Here is a 20,097-nt window from a genome sequence, read left to right as displayed (position 1 = left end):
GTTAATAATTCTTTGCACTTTAGCGATAACAATTCTAACCATTTATTTTAACTTATACAAGCTTACTTTTCTTCTTGTATAAAATATAAAAACAAATAGTACCGACTGCACTTCCCAGCAAGTTTGCTGCAATGTCCAGCAGATCAAAGGCTCTGTTAGGAACCAACTGCTGAATCCATTCTACTAATATAGCAAAAAAAACACCCAAAACTAAATAATTAGTAATAAAATGTTTTTTGTTCAATGGCCTAGTAGTGTGATTCCAAACTCTATTCCAAGTAAACAAGAGCCCCATAAAAAGGCCGAAATGACCTATTTTGTCCATTCCTGGGGTCTTGGAAACATCTGGCAGTTTTTCTCCTGGTGACAGGATTAGCCATAACAATATGGCCAGCCAAATGAGTGCAGGTAATAATCGCTCGCTAACCTGTTTTGGTTTATTCACCAACCAGTTCAGCGTATGCTTCAGCCGACAGTAAATCGCCTGGAAGCTCTCCATCAAACTTCACTTTGATCATCCAGCCGCCTTCATAAGGTGAATCATTGACCAGTTCCGGGGAACCTTCCAACTCTTCGTTGAACTCAGTGATCTCGCCATTTAGCGGCATGAAAAGATCTGATACGGTTTTTACTGCCTCTACTGTACCGAACACTTCTCCGGTCTCAATAGTTTCACCGACAGTCTCTACTTCTACATATACGATGTCACCCAATTCTCTTTGGGCAAACTCCGTAATACCGATGGTAGCTGTGTTTCCTTCGATTTTAACCCACTCGTGGTCTTCTGTGTACTTCAAGTCTTTAGGGAAGTTCATATGTTATATTTAGGATTAATCAAAGTCAAAAATACGAGCTTTCCCGAAATCAAAAAACCTATTGCCCTAAATTAAATCGTAATTGTCCACCAAATGCGGTTGAGCTGCGTCTATAGGCGGTGGTGATCCGGGGATCGTTGACCGTGCGGTCAAAGTAAAGGGTCACTTTTAGGTTTTGATTGATGATGTAGCCCAAGCTTGGCCTTATTTGTAGGTTGACATTGCCGTTGGTAATGGTACTGCCTTCTTCCAGCTTGCGTTGGAGAGTTTGGGTGTCTACGATACTGGTACTTAGTCGGATTTCCAGGTCATTGTCTAGGATTTCTTGTTGCCCTTGTATCTTGAATGGGATCTTCACACCCGATTTTGTATACCCCAGTTCAAACCTAAAATCCGTACTTTTTTGCTCCGTTACCTGGGCATTGGAGAAATTGAGGCCAATATTTCTTTCCTTGTTGAATTCAAAGGAAATATTCATGCGGTTTTTGGTCAGGAGGTCCACACCAAGAAATGGTCCAAATCGTTCAGAAAGTACGACTTGATTAAAGATAAAAACAGGAATATAGCTTCCATATTCATCCGTTATATTGGCTGCTGGATAGTTTTCCAATGAGTTATACAGTTCCAATCCATTTTGATAGAGCAGGGAAGAGGAGAAATTGCTCACATCATAGGTGGATGTATAGTTATGTGTAAGGTTAATTGAGCTGAAGGTTTCTTCAAACAGGGGAAGCCGTGATAGTCCTCTGTATTCCACGCGCCAATTGGGCAAAGGAAACTTCGGAAAAGGGCTTAGCGGGATTTCCTGTGGTGATTTGCCACTGTAGGCCGCTAAGAATGCTGGTACCAATACGTCTTGGCCATTGACATTATACTCTCCTCCAGGGTTGGATGTTTCCAGCCTGCTTTTGATTACTGATCTGTATGATTCAAAATCCCCAAATAGCGGGGAATTATTGTTTGCATCGTCCTTGGCAAAGGCCGTTTTGATCATGTTATAAGTGATATTATAGGCGCCTAGACGGTTGGGGTTTATGGAGAGATAGTCTTCACTTGTGTTCGATTCCCTACGGAAAATCTCACTGTACTGACCCGTTTCCCTTTTTCTCATGTCCAAGGTGATCCTGAAATCCCTCGTAGGTTCCAAAATGGCCTGTAATTGTAAGTTCTTTACTTGGTTTTGCCGGAAGGTTTGTGTGAGCTCCGCACTTGGGGCGATGACGCCCCTATTGGCCAGGTCATACCTCAGGCTGGCATCTTGGCTACCAAATAAGAAGCCTAGTCCAGGATTCATGAAGCTCCTATCCATACCAAATAGCCCTGTGCCTTCCATATACCCGGGCAAAAATGTCCCCTCTGTTACGGTATATTGCCCTGAGATCGACTTTAGCATCATGGCAAATTTTAACAGGCCATTGCCTATGCCGTCGGTGGTGATACTGTCCTGCTCGTTATTGCTCCGCTGGCCAGGGATGGAGGGGCGTTTGGGTGCATTTAGCGCCCTGAGTTTGCTGGATTTATTGTAAAGCTGTACAAAATCCAGTTGACCGCTAAGGGCCCGGTTACGGGTGTTTTGAATGACATTGCCAAGTGTGTCCTTTTGGCCAATGGAACCGGTAAGCCAACTATATGTGGCTTCATACCTAATATCAGCACTTATCCAGTCCAACGCCGGCACTTTGTCCAGCGGTATGGTGTAATTGGCAATAAAAGAATGGTTGTAGTTGGTAGGTCTCCCTAGTTTTTTAAAGTTGTTTCTGACAGAGTCCTGTTTGCTTTCGGTGTCCAAGTCTCCTTGAGGTTCATCCACGATGGCATTGACACTGGCACGATAGTCAAAACCCAAGTTCTTTGTTAGGTCCCAATTAAGACCGAAGAAACGGTTAATGTAATAACTTTTTTGGAAAAGCGGATCCACTCCCTCAGTAGTCAGTTGGTCGTTTCGGTATTGGGTACGCATAAACTTCCTGTCTACATCAATACTTGCCGTAATCATGCTGGGGGCAAGGTTAAGGTTGAAATCACGTATCAGTTGGAGATACGGGCTTTTAAGGACTCCCCAGTTTTTAAAGGGTTCTATCAATATGGGGTTGGGCGCATAATTGTAGGAAATATTGCCCCTATACGTTTCGTAGGTATAATCTTCTGTATTGATATTACTTTGTTTTACCACCCCATAGGCATAGGAAAAAGAGAAATTGGACAGATCATATAGGTGGTTTTTCTCCTTTTCCTCACTCGGAAGTTTTCGGACATTCGAAAAGCTGATATTTCGGCGCTTTACTTGATCCAGTACCAGGTCACGATAGGCTTCCCGCTCACTTGCCGTTCGGAATTTGCTCAGGGCAAGTTCAAAGGGAACGTCAGGGTTTAAGGGGTCAAACTGTGGTTTGGTGGTGCTGTTTTCCATGCTTACATACATTGGGATACTTACCTTGAGCCCTTCAGGGAGTAGTCTGTCCACCTGTACATTGGCAGAGACGTCATACTGCGTGGTGGATTCCCTGGATCTTTCAGAGAGCCGGGTTTCCAATCCACCAAAACCAAAGGTGTTGTGTCGGATGGTACTGGAGACGGTGGCCACATCTGCTATCTTGGCATTGAGCCGTGCATTGGCAGCCCAGCCATTGGATTTGTTAAAGTCGACCACTCTTAGTTCATTGGCCCAGACACATATGGACTTACTGGCACTTCCGGTCGAAGCCGGATTACGTACTCCTATCATCAGGCCTTGGACGTAGTTTAGCTCAGGGCGACCCACCACGGTGACATTATATTGCCTGATCTGGGAAGTGTAGGGGAGGTTTTGTGGATGCTGGCTATTGTCCCTTTCAGATTTTACGCCTACGATTTCCTCAATGGCAATATCTATTTCATTGGCACTGGGCCAAATTTGGTTGGGATCAAGGGTGCCTTTTGGTGTAATGTTTAGCGGTACTTCGATCTCATAATAGTTATCGGTATAGTCTGTCCCCAGTCGTAAGAAGGCCGTAAGCTCCCCGTCCAATGCGTCTTCACTATCGGCGTGGAAGAACATCTTAAGACGGCCATATTGGACCAGGTCCAAATTGGCGTTTTTGAACACAGCCCTGGCGTCTCTGCTCTGGAGATTGTCGATGCAGAGGCTTAGGGACTGTTCGTTGAGCTGTCGTTCGACAGTGGAGGTGTTGTCCCTGTCACGGTTGATGCCGGGCGGAAGACGATAAGCACTTTGGTAACTGTTGCCCTGACTGTTTTCTTCTATGTTCACTACACCTACGGTCATATTGGATACATCGGGCTCCGGTACCTCAAAAAGACCCCGCTCATAGAGAGACTCCCTAAAGGTCCTCCATTGGCTGCCTACCATCTGAAACTTGGCCATTCTCAACACCACTGGCTGTTCAAAGTCGGTAAGGTAAGTCCTGATAAAGCGGAGGGACTTAAATCCCGTAATATCCCCTTGTACGTTGTCAGGCTGCCTGACGGGTATGCGGAAGAGGTACCAATTGACTTCATCACCTTCTTGGATGGAGGTGACTTGGTCGACAATGTTGTTTTGACCTACCACCAGACTGTTGGGATCGAGGTCTATTTCATATTCATAGTAATTTTCTACTTCATTGATTGTATTGTCCCCGTTAAGGTCTTCATTATCTGGTTTATTGGATCCAGAAGCTGTGTATGCTTGATCCGAATTGGCTGAAATGGGGGTGTTGTTTTCCATTCCATTGAAGTATTTGTACCGCTCTTGGATTTTGAGGTTTTGTTGATCTAGCTCGTCGCCCAAGTAATATTGGAACCGGTCAGCTGAGGGATCTGCCTCGATCTGCTGGTAAGCTTCTCCACTTATATTTAATCTGCTGAGAAAACGATCCTGGAAATAGTCCACTTCCTGCTCACTGTTCAGTCCGTCTAAACCGACATCCTGAAAAGCCCTGGATTCTGGAGAATTGTCAAATCCCGGTGTCAAGTACTGTTGGTTGGTAACCCGACCCCATTCGTTTTCTGTGGTTTCGGAAGGGTCGCCATTGGTAGGGAGGCCGTTTTCGAATGCCTGACGACCATCTTTCATAACATCTTCGGAAATTTCCCCCAGATTAAAGACCAGTTTACCGCCTGTGGTGTTGTTTTCATTGAATACACCATCCAGCACTCGTCCATTCTCACCTGAGATGAATGGATCCATCATCCAAAATTCTATGTACTCTATATTGGTACGGTCAAAGTCCACATCGGAAGTGATCACCTTGGAAATACCACCATAATTTTCCTCTGGACTGGGGAGAAGCCCTTCATTGGTCAGGTTAGGGTTGTAATTGTACATGCCTCTTTCAGAAGGATAATAGGCCAGTTCAAATAATGGTTCAGGTAAGACTATGGCATCTTGGTCCCTTTGCTGAAAGATTTCTTGTGGTGTGACACTTCGTACATAATGGTTTTCCCGGTCTTCATCGGTGATGTTTTCTGGTACGCCCTGACCTCCTTGTCTGTAAAAGACATTGTCAATATTGTACCAAGCCAGGCGTGCCCTTCTGTAAGCGTTGCCTAGCTGGTCTTCTGTTTGCATACTGAGGTCGAAGCGGTTGTCATCCGTCCGTGGGGTGGAGGATAGTTTCCAGCTTTGAGGGGATCCTCCCAGGTTAAAGGGAGTTACAGCTGTCTCAAAATCGTCAATATATGAAGCACCTTCACCATCCACCTTGTTGGAAGTACCGGGAATCAAATGGGCAAATTCACCACTGAATGTCACCAAGGATTCCTCTTTGGTGTCTGTAAAGGGCAGGGCATCGGCTAGCTTCGTTAACCACCTGGACTTTTCGCTGTAGTTCAGGTCTAGTCCCCAAAGACTGTTTTTGATCGTTTCACTGCCAGTGCTGATCCTAGTGATATTAGGACGTTCGTTCAGGTATAGAAAAGTACCGCCAAGGGTCAGGTTGTCATTGAAAATATAATCAAACCGTGTTCCCAACAGGCTTCTGGTCTGGAAAGAAACCAAGTCTGCTTTTTCAAAACTGATGGAGATCCTTTTGCCGGAGGCTAAAATGCCTTCGTTGATGATGACTACCCTGCCGATATTATAATCAACCGTATAGTCTACTCCTTCGGTCAATGGGATATTGCCTGCATTGACAATGACGGATCCTTCGGAGATATTTAGGCCAGGGAGCATGATCTCAGAAGATGAACCAGCAGTCAGGCTACCTTTGATATAGTATTTGTTCAAGCGGGTTACCAATTCGGCATCAGCCTTGGTGGTACGATACAGCGTGTCATAGACGAATTTATTCTTTAGACTTTCTTCGTTGGGCAAGAAGTTGTCAGCCAATGTCTGTCCAAAAGGCTCCAGTTTAGGGAAGATAAGCATGCCCTTTTCGGGCAAAATTGTCAAGCCCGGAACGAAGTCGAAATTCCCGTCTGGTGCAGGGTCATTTTGTGGATTGAGGTTGTCCAAACCCATTAACCGTACCAATGGGACATCTTTGACCTGTTCGCCTTCCAGTAGGCTGGGGTTATCCAGACCAGTTCGATCATCCCGGTATATGACCTGTAGTTGAAAACCTTTCTCTTGGATTTGATTGGCATTGAAGCTATAGATGTTTTTCATCATCAAATCCCACGAAGGCACATTTGTATTGATGCGTGCCGGGCGAAGGAGCTTTAGGAATAGGACATCGGATTCTGGCCTGTTTTGGTAATCTTCTGACATCTCACCGACTTTGTAGGCTTGGCCATTATAGGTGTACTCAAAAGAGACTGCTACGATTTCGTCGTTCAGGATTTTTCGGTTAAGGCTAAGGTAGCCGAGCTCCTTATGAAAGGTATATTCATTGTCAGCCAATTTCCTAGCTCCATTGACTTGGACAAAATCTGTCCCCTTGACCAGTCCCAAGCCACTTTCAATCTGGTTGGAAGCTTGGTCGTATGGTCTGAAGTTGGGGTTCGCTGTAAGGTTGGAGAAGAGCTCATTGGCACCATTCGAAGCAGGGCTTCCAGGTGTTCCTGTGCCGATATTGGGGTTGTTGGGACGGTAGATGCGTTCGCCTTCTCCCAAGTCCATGAAGGCTGTGAAGTTCCGTAGGGTTTCTGTATTATTTGCCCTGTTCATGATATAGACTTCTACACGTGTCACATTGACACCGGACAGAATCTGAGGAAGTCCACGAAGCCATCGCTCATAATTATCTCGGAAGAAGTGCGCCAGAAAGAAGTGTCTGTTGTCATCATAGTCAGAAGCCCTTAGCTCGAAGGGCCTTCCTTGTCCATCACCCTCGATGATAATTTCATCACGCTGGCCACGCTGTGTGGAGGCAACTGCCGTCATGAATAACTTGCCAAATTGAAGTTGTGTCTTGACACCAAACAGATTTTGAGACCCTTGGATCAGGCTGTTTTGGACCGGCATGCTGACGTTACCTATTTCGACACTTTTGATAATGTCTTCCTCAAACCCTTTGTATTCAACCTTCAGCTGGTTTTGGAAGTCAAAGGAATTATTGCTGTCGAAGTTGGCATTGATCTGCATTTTTTGGCCAAGGTTACCGCTGACACTCAGTTGGATCTGCTGATCAAAGTTGAAGCCTCCGTTGCGTTGTTGTCGGATCGGAATAGAGGGATTGTCTATCCGTCTGAATATTCCCCCAAAGTCAAGATTGATATAGCCGGTAGGGACGATATTGATTTCGCTCCCTCCAAAGAGCCTGTCAAAGGTGGGACTCATGGTGATAGGAGGTATAAGCCCCCGTCCACTCACGGCACTCTCGCCATACATGCCTTTGGATCGGTCTCGCCAATACTGCTGACGCATCCGCAGCTCTTGTATTTTTGAAAATTCTTCGAAATCAAATGTATAACCTGGCGCGACTTCTGAAGAATCCAGTTGGTCGTATACTCGGTATTGTAATGTCGAGTCCAATTCTATATCCACCTGCTGCTGTTGTGGCGCTTGGCGGTAGAAGGGCGAACTCCTGTAGTCCTGAGGTGTTTGTCTTGGGTAGAGTGGGTTGGTACGGTAATTGTCCCACAATAAAAAAGACGGCAAAGCCCTTCGTTCTTCCAACGTATCCAATTTATTGGGTATGGTGTCAGAAGAAACGTTTTGTGCTTGGGCAGCTTCCCAACCGGACAAAAGAACAATCGTCAACAACAGGATGATCGTTGCTGAAAAGTTTTTTTGGTAGATACTGCCTTTTAAAAAATATGATCCAATAATAGCCAAACTTACTAACAGTTAGGTTGACCTCAAAGATGCCTTAATTAATTCTTCCAATGAAATTTCTGAGCCGCTTTTTTTCAAAACAGCATTAATATTTTTTTCTGCAACAGCTTTTGAAAATCCTAAGGTAATCAAGGCTTGTAGGGCTTCTGCCTTGAGGTAGCTGTTTTGTTGGATAAAGCCGCCCGAGCCTGCAGCAGCACCTTGAGGGTGATCTTTACTGATCTTGTCTTTCAGCTCCAAGACAATGCGCTGCGCAGTCTTGGCACCTACACCTTTTACCCTTTGTATGGTCTTGTAGTCTTCTTGTGCGATAGCCGATTCCAACTCTCCTCCTGAAAGGGACGAAAGGATCATGAGACCGGTATTGGGACCAACCCCTGAGATGGAAATTAACAAGAGAAATAGCCTCTTTTCCATTTCTTCCTTAAATCCATAGAGCGTGTGGGCATCTTCTTTAATGTGCAGGTGGGTGAGGAGCTTGATATGCTCCTCATCCTTGATCTGCGAATAGGTATTCAAAGATACCTTGACATGATAGCCAACTCCTTGAATATCAATAATGACAAAAGTGGGGTCCTTGAAAACGAGTTGCCCCTTTAAATAATCAATCATATATTATCGTGACTTTGGGCATCCACTACTGCAATGGCTACCATATTAATGATTTCACGGATAGAACTGCCTAGCTGAAGAATATGCACGGGCTTGTTCATCCCAAGTAATACAGGCCCGATAGCTTCGGAATTGCCGATTTCTGCCAACAGTTTGTAGGCAATATTCCCCGAACTGAGGTTAGGGAAGATCAATGTATTCGCTTTTTTATTGGCCAATGCACTGAAAGGATAATTTTCCTTTTGGATCGTTTCATTGATGGCCACGTTAGCTTGCATTTCTCCTTCAATGATCAGGTCCGGGAACTTCTCTTTGGCTTTGGCAGTGGCCAAGGCTGTTTTTGTAGGAGTATTTCCCTTGGCAGATCCAAAGTTAGAGTAGGAGAGAACAGCTATTTTTGGTTCCAAGTCAAAAAACTTCACGGCATCGGCCGTTAATCCGATGATTTCTACCATTTGATCTGCCGTAGGGTCCACGTTGACCGTGGTGTCTGCGAAGAAGTAGGGACCCTTGTCCGAGTTCATGATGTACATGCCTGCCACTCTGTTTACATCCTTTTTGACGCCTATGACATGTAGGGCTGGAAGGATCGTCTTGGGGTAATCTTTGGTCAGTCCTGAAATCAGTGCGTCAGCTTCACCTGTCTCCACCATCATGGCTCCGAAATAGGTGCGGTCCCGCATTAGCTTTTGAGCTTCGAAGGGGGTTAATCCCTTTCGTTGACGTTTTTTATAGAGTAGGTTTCCAAACTCTTCTAGGCGTTTGGGCTCTTCATAAGGGTCGATGATCTGTACATTACTGAGGTCAAGGGAATGCTCCTCGATCAGGTTTAGGATGACCTCTTTGTTGCCGAGCAATATGGGCTCACCGATTTTTTCATCGTTGATCAGCTGGGCAGCTTTAAGGATCTTGGTGTTATCTGCTTCTGCAAAAACCACCCGCTTAGGGTTCTTTTTGGCGCGGGCAATGACCCTGGACATCAGACGTTGGTCTATTCCGATTCTCTCCTGAAGTTCTAGCTCATAGGTTTCCCAGTCGGTAATCGCAGTCTGGGCCACACCAGTATCCATGGCCGTCTTCGCAACTGCCGGAGCGATGGTGGTAATAAGCCTGGGGTCCAACGGTTTGGGGATCAGGTAGTTTCTCCCAAATCCCAATTGGTCATCTCCATAGGCTTTGTTGACAATCTCAGGAACAGGTTCTTTGGCCAATTTGGCGATCGCATGGGCGGTAGCCAGCTTCATCTCTTCATTGATGGCTGTTGCCCTGACGTCCAAGGCCCCTCTGAAAATATAAGGAAATCCAAGGACATTATTCACCTGATTAGGAAAGTCGGATCTGCCCGTAGCCATGATGAGGTCTTCTCTAACGGAGGTCGCCAAGTCATAGTCAATCTCGGGATGGGGATTGGCCAGGGCAAACACAATCGGGTTATCTGCCATGGACTTGATGTTCTCTGGAGAGACCACGTTCCCCGCTGAAAGTCCCAAGAAAACGTCGGCACCTTTCATCGCATCTGTAAGGGTCTGGAGGTCATCGCCTTCATAGGCAAACTCTCGCCCGATATCATCCAGATCAGGACGGTCGGTACGGATGACTCCTTTGATATCGGCCATTACCAGGTTTTCCTTTTTGACACCTAATGTCATGTAAAACCGCGTACAGGAAACCGCCGCAGCGCCGGCACCGCATACGACCAATCGAATATCTTCTATTTTTTTTCCGACTATTTCCAAGGCATTGAGCAGGGCTGCACCAGAAATGATGGCAGTACCATGTTGGTCATCATGCATTACAGGAATGTGCATTTGCTCCTTTAGCCTTTGTTCGATTTCAAAACATTCAGGAGCTTTGATGTCCTCTAGGTTTATCCCTCCAAAAGTGGGCTCCAATGATTTGATGATCTGGATAAGCTTCTTGGGGTCTTTTTCGTCTATCTCAATGTCAAAGACATCAATCCCGGCAAATTTTTTGAAAAGTACGCCTTTTCCTTCCATAACGGGCTTTCCTGCTTCGGGACCAATGTCCCCTAGTCCCAAGACAGCCGTGCCGTTGGATATAACAGCTACGAGATTGCCCTTCGCAGTGTACTTATAGACATTTTCTTTTTTCTCGGCGATTTCCAAACAGGGTTCAGCCACTCCTGGGGAATAGGCCAAAGCCAAATCCAGCTGGCTGGAAAGTGGTTTGGTGGGTACGACCTCGATTTTTCCGGGGCTACCTTGGGAATGATAGCCCAAAGCATCTTCTTTTCTGATTTTAATCGCCATTGTTCAGCTATAATTTGGATTTAGTTTTGGGGGCTTCAGGGAATTTTGTAGCCATCAATATTGCTTCTATTTCCCTAAGGGCCTTTTTATGGGTTTCGCTGGGGTAATATAAAAATCCTTCCAGGTAATAAAGTTTTCCTTTGGCTTCGTCTACCACGGCGTAGGATACAAAAGATCCGCCCATACTTATGGTGTGGGTCTTCCATTGTCCGCGCATTTCTATCGCATAATGCCCGTCAATTTCCATATTCCTGAAGGAAGGAACAATTTGTTTCTCTGTCTCCAAATAGGAGTTGGGCTTTTCCGGATCACCAAATACACGTGTTTTTAGTATTTGATCCCTAAATGCAATGAGGTTTTCGGGAAAGACCTGCTCTTCGGAGGTGTAGTCTGTCTGATAAAAAATCAAACTAATATCTGCTCGTTTTGTGGTAGGTGTGGGTTGCCTGGCCCACAGAAAATTTTCTTCTTCTTTTACAAACTGGTAAGAGGCCGGGACTGTGAGATCAAGACCCAATATTTCCTCACCTTTTGTTTGCACAGCACCGTTGGTACGGCTAAGGATGACCTCTCCAAGTCGATTTCTTTCTCTTACTTCAAAGAGATTCTGAAGCTTTTCTTTGTTCTTACGGAGATTATTGATGAGGTCTTCTTCGTTGTTGCCAAAAAGGTAGACTACTTCCTGCCCTCTGGCAAATTCGTCTTCATTCCTTAACATAAAGAGCGAGGGATCAGCTGCTGCCTTTTCCTTGGATTGGGGACTAAACTGGTTACTGATCATACGGCTACCTGGCTTTTTGTCATCGAATGTGGTCACATAGACGATGTTATAAGCCATTTTCAGGATTCTTGTCATGGACCGTGGATCTACCTTTCTCATGTCAAAGAGGGTCTCCTCCCTGACGAGTCCTTTGATGTCTTCTTCAAATATCCCTTTTAGGGCATCACCTACAGGCCCTTTGTATTTTAAAGAATCTATGACCAGTAGTATTTCACCACTTGCTCCCCTTGCTCGGGGTTTATTGGAATTATCGCCGTCTTCTCCTTCTGTACAGCTGATAACAAGACCAGCCGTAAAGATCAACAGGGCCAGTATTAAACTTTTTCTCTTATTCATTGTATGTGGATTTATTGATTACCGTCTACAATTTATAAAAATGAACGGCGAAAAGAAACAATCTACTAATTTTTTAGTTGTTAATTGTTAGCCAATTATTAGCTTCTGGCCAGGTTTGATCTTGTTATTGCTGAGTTTATTGAGGCGCTTGATTTTTTCGATGGTTACACCTTCGAGCTTATTGGCAATGAGCCAAAGGGAGTCTCCTGGTTGTACCACGTAGGTTTTGGGTGTTCCTTTTACGAAAGTGGCGTCTTGTTTGCTTTTATTGTCTGCTGCGAGGTTTCGGGTGAAGGCATCACTATCTTGATAAATGGTCAAGTGTTGGCCTATTTTTATGTGGTTGTTATACAGTCCATTCCAAGCTTTCAGTTCTGAAACAGTGGTGCCGTACATCCTGGCAATTTTACCTAGTGCGTCTCCTCTTCTGACTTTGTATATCAGTTTTTCCGGTTCCTTTTTTGCTGGTTTGTTTTCTTCTTGTCTCGCCAGTAGTCGCTCTTCTTGGAGATGGATACTATCCATCATCCAATGAACATTGGCGGCGATGTAATCTGCCTTGGCCTTGGGTACACGAAGAGCGTAGTGTCCAGAGTTTGCGGGGATTTTACTATGTTGGATAGCTGGGTTTAAGAACTCCAGTTCTTCCAGACAGGTTCCACTGATGTCTGCCAGTTTTTCCAAATCGAGTTCTTGGTCAAACTTCACCTTTTCATGGGCTATAGGGAAAGTACCATCTTCCAATATCAAGTTATGGTCATCTGCATGATTAAATACATAAATGATAGCTTGAAATTGCGGAATATAGCTCCTTGTTTCCCTAGGGAGCCAATTATAAATTCCCCAAAAGGTGCGTTTACCTCCTGATCGCCTGATGGCCTTCCTTACATTTCCTGGCCCGCAGTTATAGGCTGCCAGCGCAAGTTCCCAGTCATCAAACATTCGATATAGGGATTTGAGATAGCGACATGCAGCCTCTGTGGCCAGTTCTGGATCCATACGGTCATCGATGTCTCTGGTGACATGTAGGTCGTAGACCCTTCCGGTAGCAGGCATAAACTGCCACAGCCCCATGGCTCCAACTCGGGATTTGGCCTTGGGATTGAGGCCGGATTCTACGATGGCCAAGTACTTGATCTCCTCGGGCATTCCATGTTCCTTAAGCTCCTTTTCGAAAAGTGGGAAATAAATCTCTTTTCTGGCCAAGGTCATCTTGGAATATTCCCGGTTTCTGACCGTAAAGTAATTGATAAAAGCAAAAATGGTTTCATTTAGCTCGAATGGCATTCCTGTGTCCATCTTGTCTACCCTTTCGTTTACTTGATCATAAGTAAAGTCGGGTATATACTCATAATGATAAGTGGGATGGACAAGTTCTTCTTCGCCTGCTATGAAACCATTTTCTTCCTGATTTTGGGCACTGGCGATTGCCACACAGAGTATCATCGGTGATAAGAGTGTAAGTAATTTCCAGTTGCTCATGACAGGATATAGTTTTATTTCTTGATCTTCATTATATAATCGGCAAAGGCATATAGCGCTTCCTCCTTAAAGGAATTGGCGATTACCTGTAAGCCAATAGGGAGGCCATTTTCGTCTTTCCCATTGGGAATAGAAATAGCTGGAACCCCTGAAACTGACGCTTGTACGGTGTACAGGTCTTCCAAGTACATGGCCACAGGATCATCACTGTGCTCTCCAAACTTAAACGCTGTAGAAGGCGTAGTTGGTAAGACAATATAATCATAATTGTCCAACAAGTTCTCCGTAAACTCTTTGATCAGTCGCCTTACTTTTTGGGCTTTGGTAAAATAGGCATCATAGTAACTGGCACTCAAAACAAAGGTGCCCAACATGATCCTTCTTTTTACTTCTTCCCCAAAACCTTCCGAGCGGGTGAGTTTGTACATGCTCTCGAGATTGTGGGCGTTTGGGGTACGGTAACCATATTTTACGCCATCGAATCGCGAGAGGTTTGAACTTGCCTCGGCAGTGGTCAGAATATAATAAGTAGGAAGGACATATTCAAGTAAAGGGAAATCTACTTCTTCCACTTGGTGCCCTTCTTCCTTGAGTTTTTGGAGGATATCAAGAGTATGTTCCTTGATGGCGGGCTGTAGCGCTTCCGATTCGATGGTCTCTTTTAGGTAGGCCACTTTCACTGGTCTGTCCAGCTCCAGCTGTTGGGTGTACTGGGGGACAGCCTTTCTCGAAACGGTACTGTCGTTCTCGTCTTGGCCGGCGATCACTTCCAGTACCAGCGCATTGTCCTTCACGTTGGTAGAAAACACACCAATGGTGTCAAAGGAAGATGCATAGGCTATCAGGCCGAAACGAGATACCCTGGAATAAGTAGGCTTGATGCCAACTAGCCCCGTAAATGCAGCGGGCTGTCTCACCGAACCTCCTGTGTCCGTGCCCAAGGAGGTGGTGCACAGATTGGCCTGTACGGCCACGGCTGATCCACCTGATGATCCACCGGGTACCCGCTCTTCGTCCAGGGCATTGAGCACTTTTCCGTGAACGGTATTTTCATTGGATGATCCCATGCCGAACTCATCACAGTTGAGACGTCCGATAATGATGGCGTCTTCGTCGATGAGTTTTTGGACGGCGGTAGCAGTGAATTGGGATTGGAACCCTTCTAGGATTTTACTGGATGCATTGACCGTATGATCAGCATAGCATAGGACATCTTTGATGCCGATGACCATACCGGCAAGTTTACCAGCATTGCCTGCCTGTATTTTTTGATCCACTTTATCAGCTTGCTCCAAAGCGGATTGCTCATAAACTTCAACGAAGGCGTTGAGATGCGCCTTCGTTTTGATGTTCTTGAGATAGTAATTGACGATCGCTTTACAGTCTGTTTCCTTGTGGTCAAGCGAACGTTTTATGTCGTCGAAAGAATGGAATTTTTCCAATGGTAGTTACTTTTTTAACTTTTCTTTTTACTGTCTCCCTTGATGCCATCTTCGATATCATCTTGAATCTCTTTGGTGGCATCCTTGAATTCTTTGATGCCTCTGCCCAGCCCGCGAGCCAGCTCAGGGATTCGTTTTGCTCCGAATAGAAGGATGACAACCAAGATGATAACAACCAAGGAACCTCCCCCTATATTCTGAATGAAACCCAATGTAGTCATGATAAGCGTATTTAAGTTTTAAATCGGTACAAAGATATAACTGTGTCTTACTAACACAAAGGAATCGTACACAGTTCTTGTTTTTTTCAATATCTTTTTTGTAAAGATACTCATATTCTAGGATATATACTTACAGTGAGGGATGAATTACAGGGCGGGAGGCAGTTATTGGGGTATTAATTACCTCATATCTTTATCATACCACCTAGCGAGATACTCCCTAGCCGGTACGCTGCTTACTTTCCTACCAGCCAAATGGATGGATTCATCTTTTGGAGTCCTTTCCATGTTTGGAAGTGGACTTCTGATACCCCGTCACTGCTCGTCGCTACTTCCCCAATTATATCATTTGCATTGACATTTTGTCCGGATTTTACAGTAATGGTCTTAAGTCGACTATACATGGTATAATATTCACCATGGCGGATGATGATGGTGCCACCCATGCCTGGGATGGTAGAGATTTTGGTCACTACTCCGTCAAATACCGCACGGACATTTTCACTGGGGTTGGTCTGGATATCCACACCGTCATTGGTGATCATGATACCTTTTAGCGTAGGGTGAGGGTGGTCGCCATAGGCTTCTGACACAAACCCGCTGGCTACTGGCCACGGTAATTTGCCGCGATTGCTGGAAAAGGAGCTGGATAATGCAGCTGCCTCTGGAGTCATCGGCATGCTGCTCCCCGACGTTTTGGTGGTTTTGGTGTTGGCTTTTTTTGCTTCGGCTTCTGCGCGCTTGATTTCCTCTTCTATGACTTTACGAATCAGTCGGTTCAGCTCTTCTTGCTGCTTTTTGGTCTCGGCAATGTCCTTTCGGATTTCCTCTTCTTTATTGGTCAAGGTGTTGACGATGGATTGCTGTTCTTGCTTGAGTTGGTCCAGTTCTTTTTTCTGGCTTTGTTCTTCTTGCAGTGCAGCTTGCTTGTCGGATTTTTGCTTTTCCAGTTTGGTCTGCTGTTGTTGGAGGTCAGCACTTACTTTCTCGATCTGTTCTACCTGTTTTTCTCTGGCGTCACTATATTGCTTGAGGTACCTGAGGCGCATGTAGAGCTGCTTGAAAGTAGAAGAGCTGAAAATAAAGGTCAATATGGTCACGCCACTGTTCAGCTTGGCTGAGACATAGACCATGTGGGCATATTCTTCCTTTAATGTAGTCAGGTCCTCCTCCAGGGAGATGATCAGGTTATCCGTTTCCTTGATTTCCTTATTGAGGAGGGCTACTTCGTTGTTGAGGGTCTGGATATAACTGACACGGGTCTGCAATTGTTTGCTGACCACATTAAGTTCACTGATGGTATTTTTCTTTCTGGCGGATGTTTTTTTCAGTATCTCATCGAATTCCTTTAACCGTTGGAGAACTGCTGCTTTTTCTTTCTCCAGTTCAGTACGGGTTTTGGATGTCTGTGCCAAAAGAGCGTGCTGGTCAGGAGCTACAGCCCAAGTGAGTGAAAACAGAAAAACTAGCGCCAGAAAGTACTTCATAGATCAAAAGTTATAAGGGAATGAGAGTGGGGAGTCCTGGATCTCTACCTTATTGAATTCCAGATTGACCACAGTAGATTGGAGGTCGGAGGATTCGTTTTCCATCAATATCCGCAAAAGGATCTTATAGGCATAAGGCTGGCCATCCAAATCTTCGAACTCTGGGTAGCTGGCAGATAGCTTGCCTTTATGAAACCTGGCAGAAGTGGTAAGTTCATTGACCTTTCCATGCTGGACACCTACCACTGATTCATAGGTAATGCCATCTCTTCGCTGGGTAAGCTCGAAGGTTTTTCCTACCCTGATCAAACGGTCCCGATAGCTGACACCGTATGGGATATTGGCAAAGAGTACGTTTTGGAACAAATCCAATGAAAGTTTAAGGCCATAAGTGTTTTGGAACTGGTCAAAGGTAAGGTTAATGTCCTTATTATTGATCCGGTCCATGACCTTGATGTCCTCACGGGTGATGATTCCTCTGGCTGCTTCTATGCCCAGTCCTGGACTGATGCTGAACCAAATGACGCTATCCCTCTTTGCCCGGAGGTTAAGTGTGCCGCGGGTGGTTTTGCCGCTTTCTTCCTCCATGACCACACGTGCTTTGGCACTAAGGTAACTATAGTCAAAATAGGAGGGGGTAAACTCCTTCATGGTCTCGTCAGAAGAATAGACCCGCGTCTTTTTGGCACAGCCTGCCAAAAGCAAAATGGCCGCAAATAAACTCAGCAAAAAGTGTTTATTCATAGTATTTTTTGTCCTTTATTTTTTTGTCCAGTACATCGGAAACATCACTTTTTCCTACGGCCTTTTGCCAATAGTTTACCGCTTCTTTTTGATTGCCCATATGGAACAGGATATCACCGTAGTGCTCCAGCATGACTCCGCTGGGGCTTTCCTCTATGTCAAGGGCCTTTTTCATGTATTTCTCTGCATTCTGATAGTCTTTGTTTTGGAAAAGTACCCAAGCGTGCGTGTCCAGGTAGGTTGCATTGTCGGGGAACCTTCTTACTAGCTTGGAAGACATATCCAGGGCTTTGTCCAAGTCCTTTTTTTCCAACGACAAAAAATAAGCGTAATTGTTCAGTACATGCTCATCTTCTGGAGAAATCTCCAATACTTTATCATATGCATCGAAAGCCTTTTCGTCCTTGTCCAAGGCATGGTAGGTGTCGCCTAATTGGCCAAGTACCATCAGGTCAAGTTGCTTATTGGCGCCTTCATTGAGGTCTAGACTCTGCGTTAAGGAGGATTCGGCGGCCTCATGTTTTTTAAGCGCCAGCTTGGCGGTGCCGTCAAAAAACCAAAATTCAGGCTTTTTGGGGAATTCCTCTGTGGCTATTACGGTGTATTCTTCTATCTCTTCAAAATCCTTGCCCTGTTCAAACATCAGACTGATGACTCCTTGTAGGACTTTGGCGTCCTGGGGATTGAGTGCAATGGATTGTTGGTAGTATTCCAGTGCCTTTATTGGCTGTTGGTTTTGCATGGCTCGGTCCCCCATGATGGTAAACACCGGAGCACTCTTGGGGCTGGTCTTGACCATCAATGTTTGCAAACTGTCCAAGAGACTTTCACGTTCAGTGGTTTTTAGGTCTTTTTGGATGATGTCTCCAAAGGTCTGCGCCTTTACCTCTCCCTCTAAGTCTGGGCTTTGGAAGGCGGTGAAGAGGTGTTCCTGTGCGGAAGTGAATTGCTCTTGCTTTTTATAAAGTGTGTAAGCGGCCAGGTGCAAGTTGGGTTGGTTTGGGTAGTCCTCTAATGACGCATTCACCATGCTTAGGGCTTGGTCGGTACGGTTGTTGTTAAAGAGCATCTCCACCAATGCTAGCACATAGCGGGAGTTTCCAGGGTTGGCCTCAATTAGTTTTTCTCCCTCTTTTATGGCCGCTTCCAAGTTGTTTTGCTTAAGATATATGCGCTGTTTTTGAACGGAAAGCTGTTCGATTACGCCATAATATTCTTCGGCTTCGTCCAAGGCCTCCAACGCCTTTTCAAACTGCTGGGTGGAAAGATAAAGTGAGGCCAGTTCGAGAATGTATTGTTGGTTGTCATCAGAACGCTCGATGAGGGTCTTGAGGATTTCCGCCGCTTTTTTCGGTTGGTTTTGTTGGGTATAGACTTCGGCAATTAGCAGGTGGTAATACTTGTTTTCTGGGTCAGCTTCAATGGCTTTTTGGCCATGTTCGAGTGCTTTTTCGTTTTGATTGGCGCGCGCCAGTATTTCAGCCATCTTGAAATTTACCGCCCCAGATTCTGGGGTCAGGTCATGTGCCTTGTCAAAATAAAAATAGGCCTTTTCATAATCTTCCAGCATCATGTGCTTCTCTCCTTCAATAAACAGCCGGGCGGCTTTGTCCTCTTCTTTTTGCTGCTTTTTTGCACTTTTAAATAGGTTGATTTGTGCATTGGCCGTTAAGCCAAGAAACATCAGCGGCATTATCAATGCCATTAAGAGTAGGTGTTGCTTAAGGGTATAAAATCGCATGCTTGATTCCGGACTGGTAAAATGATCAGGTAGATAAGTGTTATTCACCTGAAAAAACGTACAAAATTAAAGTCTTTTTAGTTCAATCACCAAAAACCATTTTTGGAAAATTGACTTTTCAGGATTGCCCTGTACTGCCAAAACCTCCTGCTCCTCTTTGGGTTTCGGATACTTCTGTAGCCTCTTTCCATTGGATTTGTTCGTGGCGTGCCACCACCATTTGGGCGATACGTTCACCATTGTTGATTTCGAAAGGTTCCTTGGACAGATTTACCAAGAGCACCTTTATTTCTCCCCTATAATCCGCATCTATCGTTCCCGGGGAGTTGAGGACGGTAATGCCATGCTTATAGGCCAGACCACTCCTAGGTCTAATCTGGGCTTCATGGCCTGCAGGTAGTTCCATGAACAAGCCTGTGCCTACCAAGGTCCTTTCCAGCGGCTCCAAGGTGATCGGTTCCGTTAAATTGGCCCTTAGATCCAGGCCTGCAGAAAGGTCCGTTTGGTATTCGGGAAGTGGATGCTTGGATTGGTTGATGACGTTGACCTGCATGGTTGAATTTTTTTTTGATGTTTATTTGGGTCAAAGATAGGGGGTTATTTTTATTTGAAGGAACGTGATGGTGAAAAATAGCAATGAAAGTGCAGCTGGTATGTCCAGTTTCCTTGATGCCTACAACGGTTTGTCGGGGCTTGTCTTTTTGTAGCGGAACAGGTTTGTAATGGCACAGGGTTTTTACGGGGCCAGCGGAAAAGGTGGAGGATTTGGGACGGTTTGGATAGAACGCTGATTGACCTCGGCGAGGCAGGTGGCGCAGATGATTAAGATTGGTGCTGACTTTCTTCTTAAACAGGCAAGTCAAGTAGTATAAAAGAAAGCCCTGAAAGGGCGTGACATCTATAGCCCCATGGGCAGCACCCATGGTACACATCTTTAAAATGGTCTGTAAACCAATGTTTGCAGATTT

The 20,097-nt window shown here is 45.2% G+C and carries 13 protein-coding genes; all 13 read right to left on the bottom strand.

The features are described 5' to 3' along the window. Window positions 1-52: 52 nt before the first annotated feature. Window positions 53-499 carry a VanZ family protein gene (locus DN752_RS04110; protein WP_112782808.1) on the bottom strand — a complete coding sequence of 149 codons (447 nt, stop codon included), beginning with the start codon at window positions 497-499 and terminating at the stop codon, window positions 53-55. Next, window positions 438-815, bottom strand: coding sequence for a glycine cleavage system protein GcvH (gene gcvH / locus DN752_RS04105; protein WP_112782807.1), 378 nt, complete (start codon window positions 813-815; stop codon window positions 438-440). Before gcvH ends, DN752_RS04110 begins: the two co-directional genes overlap by 62 nt. 58 nt (window positions 816-873) lie before the next feature. Next, window positions 874-8,013, bottom strand: a complete 7,140-nt coding sequence (gene sov, locus DN752_RS04100) for a T9SS outer membrane translocon Sov/SprA (protein WP_112782806.1) — start codon at window positions 8,011-8,013, stop codon at window positions 874-876. Between the two features lie 12 nt (window positions 8,014-8,025). Continuing rightward, entirely contained in the window at window positions 8,026-8,625 is a 600-nt protein-coding gene (ruvA, locus tag DN752_RS04095) for a Holliday junction branch migration protein RuvA (protein ID WP_112782805.1), read from the bottom strand. Next, window positions 8,622-10,895 (bottom strand): NADP-dependent malic enzyme, encoded by a 2,274-nt coding sequence (locus DN752_RS04090; RefSeq protein ID WP_112782804.1) that lies wholly within the window; start codon window positions 10,893-10,895, stop codon window positions 8,622-8,624. Before DN752_RS04090 ends, ruvA begins: the two co-directional genes overlap by 4 nt. A 7-nt stretch (window positions 10,896-10,902) precedes the next feature. Then, window positions 10,903-12,012, bottom strand: a complete 1,110-nt coding sequence (locus DN752_RS04085) for a DUF4837 family protein (protein ID WP_112782803.1) — start codon at window positions 12,010-12,012, stop codon at window positions 10,903-10,905. Window positions 12,013-12,099: 87 nt separating this feature from the next. After that, on the bottom strand, window positions 12,100-13,494 hold the full coding sequence (locus DN752_RS04080; protein WP_112782802.1) for a lytic transglycosylase domain-containing protein: 1,395 nt from the start codon (window positions 13,492-13,494) through the stop codon (window positions 12,100-12,102). A gap of 14 nt (window positions 13,495-13,508) precedes the next feature. Further along, entirely contained in the window at window positions 13,509-14,936 is a 1,428-nt protein-coding gene (gatA, locus tag DN752_RS04075) for an Asp-tRNA(Asn)/Glu-tRNA(Gln) amidotransferase subunit GatA (protein ID WP_112782801.1), read from the bottom strand. 14 nt (window positions 14,937-14,950) lie between these two features. Beyond that, window positions 14,951-15,157 carry a Sec-independent protein translocase subunit TatA/TatB gene (locus DN752_RS04070; protein ID WP_015267819.1) on the bottom strand — a complete coding sequence of 69 codons (207 nt, stop codon included), beginning with the start codon at window positions 15,155-15,157 and terminating at the stop codon, window positions 14,951-14,953. A 236-nt stretch (window positions 15,158-15,393) separates the two neighbouring features. Further along, a complete protein-coding gene (locus DN752_RS04065; RefSeq protein ID WP_112782800.1) occupies window positions 15,394-16,644 on the bottom strand; it encodes a murein hydrolase activator EnvC family protein in 1,251 nt (416 codons plus the stop codon). A 3-nt stretch (window positions 16,645-16,647) separates the two neighbouring features. After that, on the bottom strand, window positions 16,648-17,388 hold the full coding sequence (locus DN752_RS04060; RefSeq protein WP_112782799.1) for a DUF4292 domain-containing protein: 741 nt from the start codon (window positions 17,386-17,388) through the stop codon (window positions 16,648-16,650). Further along, the gene (locus tag DN752_RS04055) at window positions 17,381-19,093 is read right to left on the bottom strand and encodes a tetratricopeptide repeat protein (RefSeq protein WP_245949454.1); all 1,713 of its coding nucleotides are present in this window, start codon (window positions 19,091-19,093) and stop codon (window positions 17,381-17,383) included. The genes DN752_RS04060 and DN752_RS04055 overlap by 8 nt, the downstream gene beginning before the upstream one ends. A 154-nt stretch (window positions 19,094-19,247) precedes the next feature. Next, a complete protein-coding gene (dut, locus tag DN752_RS04050) occupies window positions 19,248-19,682 on the bottom strand; it encodes a dUTP diphosphatase (RefSeq protein WP_112782797.1) in 435 nt (144 codons plus the stop codon). Window positions 19,683-20,097 lie beyond the last annotated feature (415 nt).

Origin of the sequence: Echinicola strongylocentroti, assembly GCF_003260975.1 — a bacterium.
In the GTDB taxonomy this organism is placed as follows: domain Bacteria; phylum Bacteroidota; class Bacteroidia; order Cytophagales; family Cyclobacteriaceae; genus Echinicola; species Echinicola strongylocentroti.
Note: the sequence above shows the minus strand (reverse complement) of the source record. Positions and strands in the feature narration are given on the sequence as shown.

What these genes read in the sequence shown, in the direction of transcription:
- ruvA (WP_112782805.1), bottom strand. Translation starts at nt 8,625, where the DNA reads ATGATTGATTATTTAAAGGGGCAACTCGTTTTCAAGGACCCCACTTTT.
- DN752_RS04065 (WP_112782800.1), bottom strand. Translation starts at nt 16,644, where the DNA reads ATGAAGTACTTTCTGGCGCTAGTTTTTCTGTTTTCACTCACTTGGGCT.
- DN752_RS04055 (WP_245949454.1), bottom strand. Translation starts at nt 19,093, where the DNA reads ATGGCATTGATAATGCCGCTGATGTTTCTTGGCTTAACGGCCAATGCA.
- DN752_RS04110 (WP_112782808.1), bottom strand. Translation starts at nt 499, where the DNA reads ATGGAGAGCTTCCAGGCGATTTACTGTCGGCTGAAGCATACGCTGAAC.
- DN752_RS04080 (WP_112782802.1), bottom strand. Translation starts at nt 13,494, where the DNA reads ATGAGCAACTGGAAATTACTTACACTCTTATCACCGATGATACTCTGT.
- DN752_RS04070 (WP_015267819.1), bottom strand. Translation starts at nt 15,157, where the DNA reads ATGACTACATTGGGTTTCATTCAGAATATAGGGGGAGGTTCCTTGGTT.
- DN752_RS04085 (WP_112782803.1), bottom strand. Translation starts at nt 12,012, where the DNA reads ATGAATAAGAGAAAAAGTTTAATACTGGCCCTGTTGATCTTTACGGCT.
- DN752_RS04090 (WP_112782804.1), bottom strand. Translation starts at nt 10,895, where the DNA reads ATGGCGATTAAAATCAGAAAAGAAGATGCTTTGGGCTATCATTCCCAA.
- DN752_RS04060 (WP_112782799.1), bottom strand. Translation starts at nt 17,388, where the DNA reads ATGAATAAACACTTTTTGCTGAGTTTATTTGCGGCCATTTTGCTTTTG.
- gcvH (WP_112782807.1), bottom strand. Translation starts at nt 815, where the DNA reads ATGAACTTCCCTAAAGACTTGAAGTACACAGAAGACCACGAGTGGGTT.
- dut (WP_112782797.1), bottom strand. Translation starts at nt 19,682, where the DNA reads ATGCAGGTCAACGTCATCAACCAATCCAAGCATCCACTTCCCGAATAC.